Source organism: Streptomyces sp. NPDC057565 (assembly GCF_042801455.1).
GTDB lineage: Bacteria > Actinomycetota > Actinomycetes > Streptomycetales > Streptomycetaceae > Streptomyces > Streptomyces yanii.
The window spans coordinates 10,835-24,311 of the sequence record NZ_JBHVFU010000088.1; the positions used below are offsets into that span (position 1 = coordinate 10,835).

The 13,477-nt window shown below is 68.7% G+C and carries 11 protein-coding genes; 1 reads left to right on the plus strand and 10 read right to left on the minus strand.

The window, feature by feature from the left end; translation table 11 throughout:
- The 9 genes from ACFU8W_RS48595 to ACFU8W_RS48635 all read right to left on the minus strand — a co-directional run.
- On the minus strand, positions 1-2,425 hold a 2,425-nt coding region (locus tag ACFU8W_RS48595; protein ID WP_384052292.1), incomplete at its 3' end, for a right-handed parallel beta-helix repeat-containing protein.
- A gap of 41 nt (positions 2,426-2,466) precedes the next feature.
- Positions 2,467-3,318 (minus strand): SMP-30/gluconolactonase/LRE family protein, encoded by an 852-nt coding sequence (locus ACFU8W_RS48600; RefSeq protein WP_384052293.1) that lies wholly within the window; start codon positions 3,316-3,318, stop codon positions 2,467-2,469.
- Positions 3,315-4,832 (minus strand): aldehyde dehydrogenase (NADP(+)), encoded by a 1,518-nt coding sequence (locus tag ACFU8W_RS48605; protein ID WP_384052294.1) that lies wholly within the window; start codon positions 4,830-4,832, stop codon positions 3,315-3,317. Before ACFU8W_RS48605 ends, ACFU8W_RS48600 begins: the two co-directional genes overlap by 4 nt.
- Positions 4,829-5,674: a fumarylacetoacetate hydrolase family protein gene (locus ACFU8W_RS48610; protein ID WP_384052295.1), complete on the minus strand. Its 846-nt coding sequence runs from the start codon at positions 5,672-5,674 to the stop codon at positions 4,829-4,831. The genes ACFU8W_RS48605 and ACFU8W_RS48610 overlap by 4 nt, the downstream gene beginning before the upstream one ends.
- Positions 5,671-6,882: a mandelate racemase/muconate lactonizing enzyme family protein gene (locus tag ACFU8W_RS48615; protein ID WP_266992894.1), complete on the minus strand. Its 1,212-nt coding sequence runs from the start codon at positions 6,880-6,882 to the stop codon at positions 5,671-5,673. The genes ACFU8W_RS48610 and ACFU8W_RS48615 overlap by 4 nt, the downstream gene beginning before the upstream one ends.
- Before the next feature lie 31 nt (positions 6,883-6,913).
- On the minus strand, positions 6,914-7,936 hold the full coding sequence (locus ACFU8W_RS48620; protein ID WP_376668493.1) for a substrate-binding domain-containing protein: 1,023 nt from the start codon (positions 7,934-7,936) through the stop codon (positions 6,914-6,916).
- Between the two features lie 70 nt (positions 7,937-8,006).
- The gene (locus ACFU8W_RS48625; protein WP_376344098.1) at positions 8,007-9,011 is read right to left on the minus strand and encodes an ABC transporter permease; all 1,005 of its coding nucleotides are present in this window, start codon (positions 9,009-9,011) and stop codon (positions 8,007-8,009) included.
- Entirely contained in the window at positions 9,008-9,766 is a 759-nt protein-coding gene (locus ACFU8W_RS48630; RefSeq protein WP_376344097.1) for an ATP-binding cassette domain-containing protein, read from the minus strand. Before ACFU8W_RS48630 ends, ACFU8W_RS48625 begins: the two co-directional genes overlap by 4 nt.
- 10 nt (positions 9,767-9,776) lie before the next feature.
- The gene (locus tag ACFU8W_RS48635; RefSeq protein ID WP_384052296.1) at positions 9,777-10,598 is read right to left on the minus strand and encodes a FadR/GntR family transcriptional regulator; all 822 of its coding nucleotides are present in this window, start codon (positions 10,596-10,598) and stop codon (positions 9,777-9,779) included.
- 141 nt (positions 10,599-10,739) lie between these two features.
- Between ACFU8W_RS48635 and ACFU8W_RS48640 the strand changes: the two genes are divergently transcribed.
- Positions 10,740-11,795, plus strand: coding sequence for an alcohol dehydrogenase catalytic domain-containing protein (locus ACFU8W_RS48640; protein ID WP_384052297.1), 1,056 nt, complete (start codon positions 10,740-10,742; stop codon positions 11,793-11,795).
- A gap of 287 nt (positions 11,796-12,082) precedes the next feature.
- Here ACFU8W_RS48640 and ACFU8W_RS48645 read toward each other — a convergent pair whose 3' ends face one another.
- Positions 12,083-12,397 carry a type IV toxin-antitoxin system AbiEi family antitoxin domain-containing protein gene (locus ACFU8W_RS48645; RefSeq protein WP_384052298.1) on the minus strand — a complete coding sequence of 105 codons (315 nt, stop codon included), beginning with the start codon at positions 12,395-12,397 and terminating at the stop codon, positions 12,083-12,085.
- Positions 12,398-13,477 lie beyond the last annotated feature (1,080 nt).

Genomic DNA, 13,477 nt, shown 5'->3' on the forward strand with positions numbered 1-13,477 from the left:
CGGGTGCGCCGGTGAAGGTGCCGGCGTTGGGCCCACCGAGCCCGGTCCAGCCGGTCCAGGACGTACCGTTGAAGGTGCGCTGCCAGATCCCGTTGTCGGTACCGCGCACGTGCACGGTGATGTTGCCGTTGGCGTCGGTCGCCGCGGCGGGGCTGTCCACCAGAATGCCGCCGTGGGCCGTCCAGCCAGTCCAGCCGCCCGCGGCGGTCCAGGTCCGCTGCCAGAGCTGATCGTCGACGCCGCGGACGAAGACGTCGGTGCGGCCGTTGACCGCGGTCAGAGCGGGTGCGCCGGTGAAGGTGCCGGCGTTGGGCCCACCGAGCCCGGTCCAGCCGGTCCAGGACGTACCGTTGAAGGTGCGCTGCCAGATCCCGTTGCCGGTACCGCGCACGTGCACGGCGATGTTGCCGTCGGCGTCGGTCGCCGCGCCCGGACCGCTGGGATTCGTTACTACCGGCCTGCCCCAGGCGTCGGTGGTGGGGACGACGCGCGACCACACCTTGATCGCGGTCGAACCTCCGGCGGTCTCGAACGGGCCGGGGAACGGGGTGCTGGTGGAACGCTGGAGCCCGAGGTAGTCGGTCGACACCGACATGGCCGAGCCGTCCGGGTCGGTGAACGGCTGGTCCGGCCTCGGCGCGTTCGCCAGCGACGAGGTGCTCACCAGTTGCTGGGTCGAGCGCCATGACTCGGCCCGCGGCACCGTCAGGTACCAGCCCTCCTTCTCCTTGCTGAGTTCAGGAAAGTATTCCACCGTGGATGCGTCGACGCCGCCCTGGTCCTGCGCCGACTTCTTCGCGCCCTTGGTAAAGACGTTCGCCTTCATCGAATTGGGGAACGCCGCGCTCGCCCTGTCCCACACGGAGAGGTTGGCCTGACCGCCGACGATGTTGTTCATCCACTGCTGCGCCCCGAGCGGGACGGTCGCTTTGGCGATCGTCGTCGTGGTGTGCGGCTGCATGTACGGGGTCTGCCTGCTGTCCGCGACCGCGCTGATGGCGCCGGCCACGAGGTTGTGCGCCCAAGCCACCCCGTTCGACTGGGACCGGAGGACTGTCTGCGACAGCATGACGTTGTTGGCCAGGAACAGCGGACCGTGGTTGACCTCGCAGAAGAAGTCACGGCGGTTGTCGTGCAACAGGTTCCCGAGGACACGGGTTCCCTGTGCCATCCAGTCCAGCCAGATCGCCGCCCACTCACCGGCGTTGTAGATGTGGTTGCCCGAGATCACAACGTCGATGGCCGCGTGCAGCTTGATGCCTGCCATCTCGGCCCCCTTCCAGATGCCCTGGGTGTTGCAGTGGTAGATCTCGTTGTCGGCGATGACGCTGCCGATCGCGCCGAGCGATCCGACGACCCCGGTCTGGCCGCAGTGGTGGATCGTGTTGTTCTCCACCACGTGGCCACCGATGTTCGCGAACGACCAGCCGCCCGTCTTCTGCGCGTCCTCGATGGTCTGGAGGTAGCCCTCTCCCGAGCCACGCGTGCCGTCGTGCTCGTCGGAGTACTTGCCAAGGGCAATACCGCAGCACCGGGAGTAGGCGATCTCGTTGTCCGTGATGTGCCAGCCCTTGCACCAGTAGGCACTCACCAGTCCCTCCTGGCCCATGGTGGGTGCGGCCCAGTTCGTCGCGGCGTTGCGGAGGGTGAAGCCGCGGATGGTGATGTAGTCGCAGTTCGTCTCGGCGGGCTTGACGACGGTGCCGCGGATGCCGACCTCGACCTTGCCCCGGTTGGGGTTGACCCCGGGGAACTTCGCGGTCAGCGTCGTGTAGCCGTCGGGATCGTAGGTGGGCTTGTAGGTGGGGGCGGTCCCGTCGACGAGGCCGTCAACGCTCGACCACCAGGACGCCGCCGTGTTCGAGTCCACCGCGGCCCGGCTGGTCGCTTCCGGCAGCCACGCACCATCGAGGTACACCATGCCGCGGCGGTGGAGCCTGCCACGGCCGTCGAACCAGTCGCCGTGCACCTGCTCCGCGTACGGGTTGAACCCGTTGAAGTACGAGTTCGCAATCCTCAGCTGCCAGACATCCCCGGACACCTGTGTCCAGGTCGTGAACAGGTCCGATCCTGTGATGGTGACATCGGCGCCCTTGTCGACGGTGTAGGTGATCCGGGCGCTGGGGTGAGTACCGCCGCGCGGGAGGACGACCTCCTCCCGGTAGATCCCGGCGCGGACCCGGACGGTGTCTCCTGGCTGGGCTTTCTGGGCGGCGGCGTTGATCGTGCGCAGTGGTTCCGCGGAGGTACCGGGTGCGGTGTCACTGCCGTTCGCGGCGACGTAGTACGTGGTCCTGTTCTTGGGCTCGGCGGCTGCCGTCCCGGCGCCGACCGCGACGCTCAGCGCGGTTCCGGCGCCGATCGCGAGGAGTGCCCGGCGCGAGACCTCCGCGCGGACGATGGAGTCACGAGTCGGTTCGATCATGGTGAGCCTCCAGCATTTCGTGTGCCATCAATGGGTTGTTGTCATCCAGCGAACGGAAACGGAGCGAATCCGCCCACCGGCGGCTCGGCGACGAACACCGCTCCCGCCTCGGGTTCCGGGTTGTTCAGCGCGTACCGGGAGGTGGTGATGTAGAGGCGGTCGAAACCGGGGCCACCGAACGCGCAGGCGGTCACCTGGGCGACGGGCAAGGTGATCTCGGCGTCGCGGCGACCATCCGCGTCGATGTGGATCAACTTGCCTGCACCGAACAGCGCCAGCCACACCCCGCCCGCCCGGTCGACCGCGATCCCGTCGGGGAAGCCGTCCTGGGCGAGGCTCTCGACCTGGGTGCGGTCGGTGATGGCGCCGTCCGGGGTGGCGGTCAGGACGTCCAAGCCGTGGGTGAGGCTGTCGACGTAGTACGCGCGGGTGCCGTCCTGGGTCCACCCGAGGCCGTTGGAGCAGCCGATGCCGCCCAGCACCTCCTGCTTGGTGCCATCGGTTTCCAGTCGCCACAGCGCGCCCGCGCCTGGCGCCAGGTCGTAGGCCATCGAGCCGCACCAGAACCGGCCCTGCGGGTCGCAGGCCCCGTCGTTCATCCGCACCGTGTTGCCCGACCAGCACGGGATCTCGGCTGTCTTGGCGAAGTCGGCGTCGAACAGGGCGAAACCGCGCTCCAGCCCCGCGACGTATCCACCGGCGCGGCGCGGGCGTACCGCCGCGACCACGGTCCCGAGCGTGATCCGGTCGGTGGTCGCGCCGTTCTCGTCGAGCAGCACGATATCGCCCGCCAGCATGTCGAGGACCCCCAGCCCGCGCTCGCCCAGCCAGACCGGTCCTTCGCCGTGGTGGGTTATCGCAGGGGTCAGCCGGGTGGCCTCGATGGTGTTCACCGCTTTGCCTCCTCCACTGTGAGGGCGCCGTTGACCCGCCGGAGGACACCGTCGGGGTTGACGTCGCGCAACCATTCGGGGAGCACGTCGTCGGGCGCGTTCTGATAGGCCACCGGCCGCAGGAACCGGCTGATCGCGCCGGCCCCGACCGCGGTGTGCCGCGCGTCGGTGGTCGCGGGGTAGGGACCGCCGTGGACCTGCGCGCAGGTCACCGCGACACCGGTCGGCCAGTCGTCGACCAGCACCCGGCCGGCTCGCACTGCGAGCGCGCCGACCAGATCGCGGACATCCTCGCCCGCCCCCCGCTGCACGGCGCCGGTCAGCGAGCCCGGCAACAAGTCGAGCAGCATGCGCAGTTCGGTGGGTGACTCGTAGGAGACGAACAGGGTGCTGGGGCCGAAGCGTTCCTCGATGAGCTCGGGCGCGGCGAGCACCTCGCGTGCCGCGACCGAGGCGATCGAAATCTGCTCACCTGCGCCGGTGGGGTGCGCGGCGAGTCCCGTCCCGACCACGTCGACGGCCGGCCGGCTGAGGAGCCGGGTAATTCCCGTGCGGTGCCGGTCCCTGATGCTCTTGTCGAGCATGGTTGGGGCCGGGCGGTCGGCGACCAGCGCGGTCAGCAACCGCGGCACCGCGCTGTCGCCGGGGACCATGATCAGCCCGGGCTTGGTGCAGAACTGTCCTGCGCCCAGCAGGAACGACTCGCACAGCCCCTGGGCCAGGGCCGCGGGACGTTCGGTCGATGCCGACTCGGTGATCACGACCGGGTTGACACTGCCCATCTCGGCGAAAAACGGGATCGGTCGCTCGCGGCCGGCCGCGATGTCGTGCAGCGCCCGCCCGCCCGTCTCCGATCCGGTGAACGCGCCTGCTGCGACCGCCGGCGAGCGCAGCGCGGAGACCGCCGGGTCAACGCCGTGCAGAAGACCGAACATCCCGGACGGGGCGCCCCGCTGTGCCAACGTGTCGCGGATGATCTCGGCGATGGCGTCGGACAGCAGCGGGTGCGCGGGGTGTGCCTTGACGATCACCGGACATCCCGCCGCCCAGGCGCTGGCGGTGTCGCCACCCGCGACGCCGAACGCGAACGGGAAGTTGCTCGCGGTGAACACCAGGACCACGCCGATCCCGGTGCGGATGCTGCGCAGGTCCGGGCGCGGTGTGGGTGAAGCCGCAGGGTCGGCGGTGTCGATTGTCGGTTCGAAGGGCGCACCGCTTTCGGCGTAGGCGGCCAGGTAGCGCAGTTGTCCAGTGGTCCTGGCCAGCTCCGACGGCAGCCGGGGCCGGCCCAGGGCGGTCTCCTGGTCGGCGAGGTCCACCAGTGCCTCGGTGTTGGCGTCGAGCGCGTCGGCAACGGCCCGGATCCATTCGCCGCGACGGGTGGCTGTCGTCGCGGCGAGGACGGGCCCGGCTGCGGCCGCTGCGGCGAGGATGGCCGCCAGCTCCTCCGGCCCGGTGTCCGGCACGGTGCCCAGGACGGAGTCGTCCCTCGGGTTGTGGCTGACGGTGCTCACGTGCCCACGCCCGTCATCACGTTGGTCAGCTCGCCGACCTGGCCGATCTCGACCCGGACCAGGTCGCCGGTCCGCAATCCTTCGCCCAGCGGCGGGACGGCGCCGGTGCCGGTGCTGAGCACGGCGCCGTCGGGGAACTCCTCGGCGCGGAACAGCCAGTCGACGAGTTCGGCGTAGCCGCGCTTCATGGTCGACGTGCGCGCCTGCCCGGTGAACACCGCCGTGTCATCTCGGCGCACCTCGATCGACACCGGGAGGTCGTCCGGCCGGGTGATCGTCCACCAGGGCACGATCTGGTGGGACAGGGCGCAACTGCCTGCGTAGAGCTTGGCCTGCGGCAGGTAGATCGGGTTCTGTGCCTCGACGCTGCGCGCGGTGAAGTCGTTGCACACCAGCGCGCCGACGATCTCGGCGTGCGCGGTGAGGACGAGCGCGAGCTCCGGCTCGGGTACCGTGTCGGTGCAGTCGGACCGGATGCCCGCGGGTTCGCCGTCGGTGCGCACCCGCCAGGCAGCGGACTTGAAGAACAGTTCCGGACGATCGGCGTCGTAGACGTCCTGGTAAACCAGCTGGTGCCGTGACTCCTCCATCCTGGCGGCCCGCGACCGCAGGTAGGTCACCCCGGCACCCCAGACCTCGGTGCGGCCGTCAATCGGCGCGAGCAGCGGGCCCGCATCGATGGGCGCGCGGCGACGGGCGGAGTCGAGGAGCTCCCGGATCCGGGTGACCCGATGCCTCAGCAGGGTCGCCATGTCGGGAACGTCAACGGGGTGGATCCCGCCTGTCCCGGTGACGCCGACCCGCGGCAGGCCGCTGTCGTCGTGGTAGCGGACGAGGTTCACGAGCGTCCTTTCACAGTCGTGAGATCCGTGACGCGGCAGCGGGTGCCGGGATCGGTGCGTAGGTCGGCGGTCAGTGTGAGCCCGAGACCGGGGCTGTCGTTGAGCCGGGCGAGGCCGTTGCGGATCTCGGGCAGTCCCTCGACGACGCGCGGGTACCAGGTGCGCAGGAACGCGCGGACGGTCTCCTGTACCAGTGCGTTCGGTTGGGCCATGGTCAGGTGGAAGCAGGCGGCGAGGGTGATCGGTCCCGTGCAGTCGTGCGGTGCCACCGGGACCGCGAAGGTGTCCGCGAGGGTCGCGACCTTGCGGGCTTCGGTGAGACCGCCGGTCCACTGCACGTCGACCGTGCAGTAGGAGATCCGGCCCTGCCCCAGCATCGGCAGGAACCCGCGACGGCCCAGCGCGGTCTCCCCGGTCGCGATCGGCACGCCCACCTCGTCGCAGAGCGCGCCCAGTGCGTCCACCGCGTCCGGTCGTACCGGGTCCTCCACCCAGAACGGCTGCAACGGCTCCAACGCGTGGCAGATCTCCACTGCCGCTTGACGCGACCACAGGCCGTGCAGCTCGACCATCAGGTCGAGGTCCATGCCCACCGCGTCGCGGATCTCCCGCACCACCGCGAGCGCCCGGTCCATCTCGGCAGGCGTGATCCTGGTCCCGCCGGAGGCTTCGGCGGCGTGGTCGAACGGCCACACCTTCATGCCGCGCAGCCCCTCCGCGCGCAGTTCCTTCGCCAGCGCTCCGGGGGTGTTCAGGAACGCCGTCAGGTCCTCATACCGTCCTTCGACCGCACCCCAGTTCGATGACGTCTGGCGGGAGGTGTCCTGGATGTAGTCCGGACCCGCGCAGGTGTTGTAGACCGGGATCTCGGCGCGGACCGGGCCCCCGAGCAGCCGCGCCACCGGGAGCCCGGTGTGCCGGCCGAGCAGATCCCACAGCGCGATGTCCACCGCGCCGTTGCCGCGTACCTCGACGCCGCCACCTTGGAATCCGACGTAAGGGGCCAGGAGTTGCGACACCGCCTCCGGTGACGGATGTTCCTGACCAACGAGCAGTGGGGCGACGTGGTCGTGCAGGTAGGCTTCGACGGCGGCGGACTGCATGAACGCGTCGCCGAGGCCTACCTGGCCGTCCTCGGTGTGCAGGACCACCACGCACAGGTTCTTCTGGAAGGCCGGGCGCAGTGTCTCCAGCGCGACGATCCTCATCGACACCACCGGCCTTCCGCGGTACGGATGCTCATGCGAACTTCGCCTCCCGGTCGGCCACCGCGGCCACGTTGGCGGCGTCGACGACCTCCGCGCCGGTGTCATAGGTGAACGACGGGTAGCCAGGGTGGATCTGCTGGGCCAGCAGTGCCGCCGCGACCCAGCCCTGGGCGTAGGGGTTCTGTCCGATGGTGAAGTCGACGCTGCCGTCCTTGATCCCGTTGAGCACCGGGACGGTCATGTCGAACCCGCCGTTGGCGAACCTGCCGACCAGGTTCTTGCTCTTGGCCCAAGTCGACACGAACTGGCACTCGAACGCCGTGCCCGCCCAGCCCGCGATCGAGGCGGGGTCGCGACTGTAACGGTCGTTGATCTTCGACACCGCGCCTGCCTCATCGGTGCCGACGATCAGGTCCTCGGTGGTGAAGGAGGTGCCGTTGGCTTTGTTGTGATCCTCGACAGCCTTGCGGATACCCGCACCGCGCTGCTCCAGTGCCGAGTTGCCCGCCTGGATCTTGCCGATGATGATCGCGCCGTCCTTGCGACCGCCGTGCTTGCCGATGTACTTGAGGATCTGTTCACCGGCGGTCACGCCCGCGGGGACGAACTTCTGTCCGACGAAGCCCACCCCCAGCTTCGCGTAACCCTCACTGGCCACATTGGACAGAATCACGGGGATCTTCGCCGTCAGAGCCGCCTTGATGACCCCGTCGTAGGAGGTTTCGTCGATACGGGTGAGGATCAGGCCGTCCGGTTTGGCGTTGACCGCGTTCTGCATCATGTTCACCACGGCCGACTGGTCGAACGCGGCCGGGCCCATGAACTGGGTGTTCCAGCCCATCGCCTGGCCGAATGCCTCGAACCCCTTCTGCACGGGCGAGAAGAAGCTGTTCTTTTCGTGCACGACGAAGATCACCTTCTTGCCGGCGAGGGGGCCGCCGCCCGACGAGTTCGTCGCGGTGGTGGACGAGCACGCGGCCGCGAGGGCGCCCGTCGCGGCGAGGGACAGACCGCCGCCGAGCAGTGACCGTCTACCAATGGATTTTTCGGACATTGTTCGCTCTTTCCCGGAAGAAGAGATGGGGGTGGCCATGAAGGAACGCGAATGGTGGTGGAGAGCGGAATCAGCGCAGGGCGGATTGCCTGGAGGCGATGAATCGATTGATCAGGACCGCAGTCAGGATGAGTACGCCCGTGGCGACCTGCTGCCAGTTCCCTTCGACGCCGAGCAGCACGAGCGCGTTGCCGATCAGGCCGGCGACCAGGGCGCCGAGCAGAGTGCCGACGATGCTGCCGACACCCCCCGCCAGGCTGGCGCCGCCCACCACGACCGCGGCGATGACGCTGAGCTCGAATCCGTTCCCGGTCAACGGGTTTGCGCTGCCCAGCCAGCCGACCAGGATCACCCCCGCCAGCCCGCACAGCGCGCCAGTCAGGGCGAAGCAGAGAACCTTCACCCGGACCGCGCGGATGCCCGCGTTCGTCGCGGCCTTCATGTTGCCGCCGGTGGCGTAGACGTCATAGCCGAACTTGGTGCGCGAGAGCACCCAACCGAACAGCAGCATCACCGCGGCCATCCAGATCGTCTGCGCGGCCAGCGAGCCGATCGCGTTGCCGCTGACCAGATCGTGGAAGCCCGGGTTGGGCGGTCCCGACATCGGCACGCCGTCGGTAACCAGCAGTGCGGCGCCGCGCAGGATGGCCAGTCCGGCGAGGGTGACCACGAACGACGGCACCTTCGCGACGGTGGTGATGAGTCCTTGGACCAGCCCGATCAGCGCACCGAACCCGACCACGAGCACCGTGGCGAGCCAGACCGGTAGCGCCATCTCAGTGAGCGTGTAGGCGGTCATAACCGACAGGAAGCCGTACTGGGATCCGACGGAGAGGTCGATCTCGCCCGCGATGACCAGCAGCGTCATTCCGGTGCCGATGATGCCGATGAACGCGATCTGCTGCGCCACCGATATAAGGTTGTCGCTGGTCAGGAAGTTGGGCACGAACACCGTGCAGAACAGGAAGATCAGCAGCGTTGCGCTCAGCACGCCGAACTCGTGCGCGCCGAAAAGCTTGCGCAGGGGCGAGGGGGCCGCGTCGCGGGTCGTCGCGATGTCGATAGTCGTGGTCATGACGCCACCTCCGTGTGAACAACGGTGTCGGCGGCGATGTCACCGAGGATCAGGCCGACGATGGTGGCCGCATTGGTGGAGCGCGCATCTCGCACACCTTGGACCTGGCCTGCGCGCATCACCACCACGCGGTCGCAGACCGCGAGCACGTGGTCGACGTTGTGGCTCACCACGATCACCGCGGTGCCGCGCTCCTTGAGCCGGGTGATCAGCTTCAGCACGTTCGCCTGTTGCTCCGGGCCGAGGGCCGCGGTCGGTTCATCGAGCAGCACCACCCGGCCGCCCTGGTGGACCGCGCGGGCGATCGCGATGCACTGGCGCTGACCACCCGACAGACCGCCCACGGGCAGCCGCACCGAGGCGATGCGAATGCTCAGCTCATCGAGCACGCTCCGCGCCTCGCGCCGCATCCGTCCGCGGTCGACCACCAGACCCCGGCGCGGTTCGCGGCCGAGGAACACGTTCGTGGCGACGTCGCGTTGGTCGACCAGCGCGAGGTCCTGGTAGACGACGGCGATGCCGTGCGCGGTGGCATCGCGAGGGCTGCGCAGCTGAACGGGCCCGCCGTTCATCGTGATCGTGCCCCCGTCGGGCCGCACCGCTCCGCACAGGACCTTCATCAGCGTCGACTTGCCCGCGCCGTTGTCGCCCATCAGGCCGACAACCTCGCCCTCCTCGATGCTGATGTCGACGCCACGCAACGCTTCCACGCCGCCGAACCGCTTTCGTATGCCGGTACCGGCCAAGACGGCCATAGGATCCCTTTCAGAGTGAGTCGTTCGTGCCGAAGCCGGACAGGTCGGCGATCGACCGGCTCACCTCGGCGATCAGAGAGGCCGCGTCCGGCGTGGTCGACGCCCGGCGCGTGAGGACGTCGGTCAACGCCGCGTCAAGATCGGTCCCGTAGTAACGCTGCGCGGCCTCGATGTGCTGCGTCATCGCCGCACGCGCACCATCGGGGTCGCCGTTGGCGATGGCGTCCAGGATCACGTTGTGCAGCGGCACGGCCGCCCCGCGCACCACCCGGTCGGAAAGGCTGCGCACCACCACGCCATGCGTGAGCGGCCGGATCGAGCCGAACATGATCTGGATCACCGGGTTACGTGACGCGATCGCGATCGTCTCGTGAAAGGCCGTGTCGAGTTCGGCGAGCCGCGACAGCGCAGACCCCTGGTCGAACGCGGCCAGGATGCGCCGCATATCGGCGAGGTCGTCGCCGGTGCGATGCTGCGCCGCGAGAGCCGCGGCCTCACCCTCCAGCATCGTGCGAGCCACCACGAGGTGCCGCGCGGTCACTTCGCCGCGGCGGGCCAGCAGCAGCGGATCGCCACCAGTACTGCTCGGCCGCACCTCCAGGACGAAGCTGCCGCGGCCGGGCGCAACGCTGATCAGGCCGCGCTCCTGCAACGACCGCAGCGCCTCGCGGATCACCGGGCGGCTCACCTCGTACTCCTGGGCGAGCACTCGTTCGGACGGCAGCCGCGTGCCCGGCTCCCACGCGCCGTCGAGCAGACGCTCTTCGAGCATCGAGGCCACATCGGCGCCGGAGGGAGGTGGCTGGCTGGGGGAACTGGTAAGACCGGTCATGCCGCGGAGTGTTGTCCACGGTCCGTCTCGCCGTCAATACCTCTGACCAGCTGAAATCTTGTTCAGGTGGATGCCTGGCCAAACCGGTCTGACCAGATGTACTCTCCGGCTCACCCACGGTCTGAGTGAGGAGTCAGTCACATGCTTGCCGCCCGCTGGCACGGGCGCGGAGACCTCCGCGTCGAGCAAGTCGAGCTGCGCCCGACGCGCGATGACGAAGTGTTGGTCAAGGTGCACTGGTGCGGTATTTGCGGCACCGACCTCGAGGAGTTCCGCGCCGGGCCGCTGATCATCCCGGCCGACGCCCCGCACCCCGGGAGCGGCCGGATGGCGCCGCTGACCCTGGGGCACGAGGTGGTCGGCGAGGTGGTGGTGGCCGCCAGGGACGGCAGCGGCCCCGCGGTCGGCACCCTGGTCGTGCCAGATGTGGTCAACGGCTGCGGCCGGTGCTGGTGGTGCCTGCGCCACGAGGAGGGGCTGTGCCCTGAGCTGTCCGTGCCGGGCCAGCAGGACGACGGCGGTCTCGCCGAGTACATGGTCGCCAGGGCACGCACCTGCGTACCGCTTCCCGAGGGTCTCGCACCGGAGCGGGCGGTCCTGGCCGAACCCGCGGCCGTGGCCGTGCGTGCGGTCCGCAAGGCGCCCAGTCCGATGGGGGCGACGGCCCTGGTGATCGGTGGCGGCACGGTCGGCCAACTGGCCGCCCAGGCAGCCCTTGCGGCGGGCGCGACCCGCTGTTGGTTGGTCGACCCGAGTCCGTTCCGCCGCGCACACACCGAATCCCACGGTGCGACCAGAGCCTGCGCGCCGGACGAGCTCGACGCCCTGCTCGCCGAACTGGGCCCGCCGGGCTTCGATGTGGTCTACGAGTGCAGCGGCGCACCCGGCCAACTCGACCGCGCCCTCACCGCCTGCCGCCGCGGCGGCACCGTCGTCGCCGTCGGCCTGGGCGGGGAACGCCACGCGATCTCCCTGCCGGAACTCGTGCTGGGTGAACGCTACTTGGTCGGCTCGGCCGCACACCTGTGGGACGTCGACGTCACACTGGCCGTGCACTGGCTGGCCGACGGCCGATTCACCACCGACGGCCTGGTCACCCACCGCGTGCCGCTGCCCAACCTTGTCGATGCCGCCCTCCCACTGCTGACGTCCCCATCCGGCGACGTGCTGAAGGTCGCGATCGATTGCCAGGTCTGACTGGGCGTTTAATATTGATTCGCACTGACCGTTTCAACACACTCTGTCATGATTTGCCACTAACAACCATGGCCCGAAACTCCTGGAAGCTCCCTGCAGACAGGGAGCTTCCAGGGCATTGCTAAGCCAAACGGAATCCGAGGGCTATGTACGAGCTAAACGGATGCCTCGATAACCAATGCAGGGCAGACGATTAGACCCTCAATAGGACGGAGTTACCCGAAAGCCGCCGGACTCGAAGGCGACCTATCTCTACCAAGCATGCCTAAACGCCCTCTGAGAGGGCGTTAAGTCCGTTTCTGGTAGCGGCCGCGTCCGGGTTGTTCGAGGAGTCCTTGGCGGACGAGTCGTCCCAGGCGGGAGCGGGTGACGTTGATCGAGGCCTCGTCGGTGGGCAGGCCGAGGTGCTCGTGCAGATCGCGGACACGGAACACCTTCCCGGGGTGCTCGTTGAACGTGGTCACGATGCGCTGGTAGACGGTGACGGTCTCCGCGGGGGCCGTTGCGTGATCGGGCGGGGTGAGGCCGTCGATGACCTTGCGAGTCGCGGTGAGCTCGGCCAGGCGGGCTTCGGTCTCGGCGAGGGCGGTGGTGAGCAGCACGATCTGCTCGCGCAGGTGGTCGGCTCGTGCGGCGGTCTCATCGGGAGCCGTCGACTGTCGCCCGGGAAAAGTACAGAGCGTTCGTGCCGCGGAGTTTGGCGAGGAGGGCCTCGTGCAGCCGGGGGCCAACCCCGGCCCCGGTCCACAGTGTCCGAGCAGCCGGTGGCCGCAGTCTGCGGGTGGCCGACCGAGGAGAAGGCGACGGTCAGCGGCGCCCGCGTGGAGATCACGCAGGGCTGTGCTGCGCCCCTGTCGCCGCAGCACCCGGAACAGGGTGGGCGTCGGCAAGCCAGGGGAAAACATCGGATCAATAAGCCTCCGCGCAGGAGGAACTGCGGTGGCCGACAAGCGTATGCCGCCGAGGGAGACGCCGATGAGGCTTGCTTGACGAGGCATCAATGCAAGAAATGGCCCTAAAACCAGGCAACAGCAGGCTCGTTGCCGCCTTGAGTCGACGGCTCGATGGGCATATTCCTCGCGAGCAATCTCTCCGCGTCAGAACTATTGATCCCATGTATGCCGTGACTTATGGTGGCTGCTGCCGAGCCCACTGTGAGTGTGTCGCCACCTCCAGCGCGCCACTCTGCACAGTAGGGAGCCGGACCCATGTCCACGGTGCCGATCAACCCGACCTTGAACGCCCTGTACGACGCGCTCACCAAGTAAGGCAAGATCGAATGAGATCTGGCTGGACGGGACCAACTGTGGCCGGACGCCGCCGGCGCTACCACTTCCGTGACGAATCACGATGATCCGTACGCTGCAGCCGACCGCAGCCGTCAATCGAGAACGGCGGCCCCGACGTGTGAGGGGTCGCTGACGAAAACAGGTTGACCATGCCCGTCTCGGAGTGGGTCACGGTGCCCACTGCTGACGATCCCGCGATCGCGGCGGACTCGGTGCGCGGAGGGGGCCGGCACGTCGGGCATGGTGTGCCGGCAGCCGACCGAGTGCGGCGGCCGCGTCCAGGCTCCTTCCTGGTTCTGGGGCCCGGGAGGCAAGCCGGTGTCGCTGGCCGCTCTGCAGAACGTGTAGGTGAACTCGGTGGGCACGAACTGCCAATGGTCCCTGTCCGCTGAT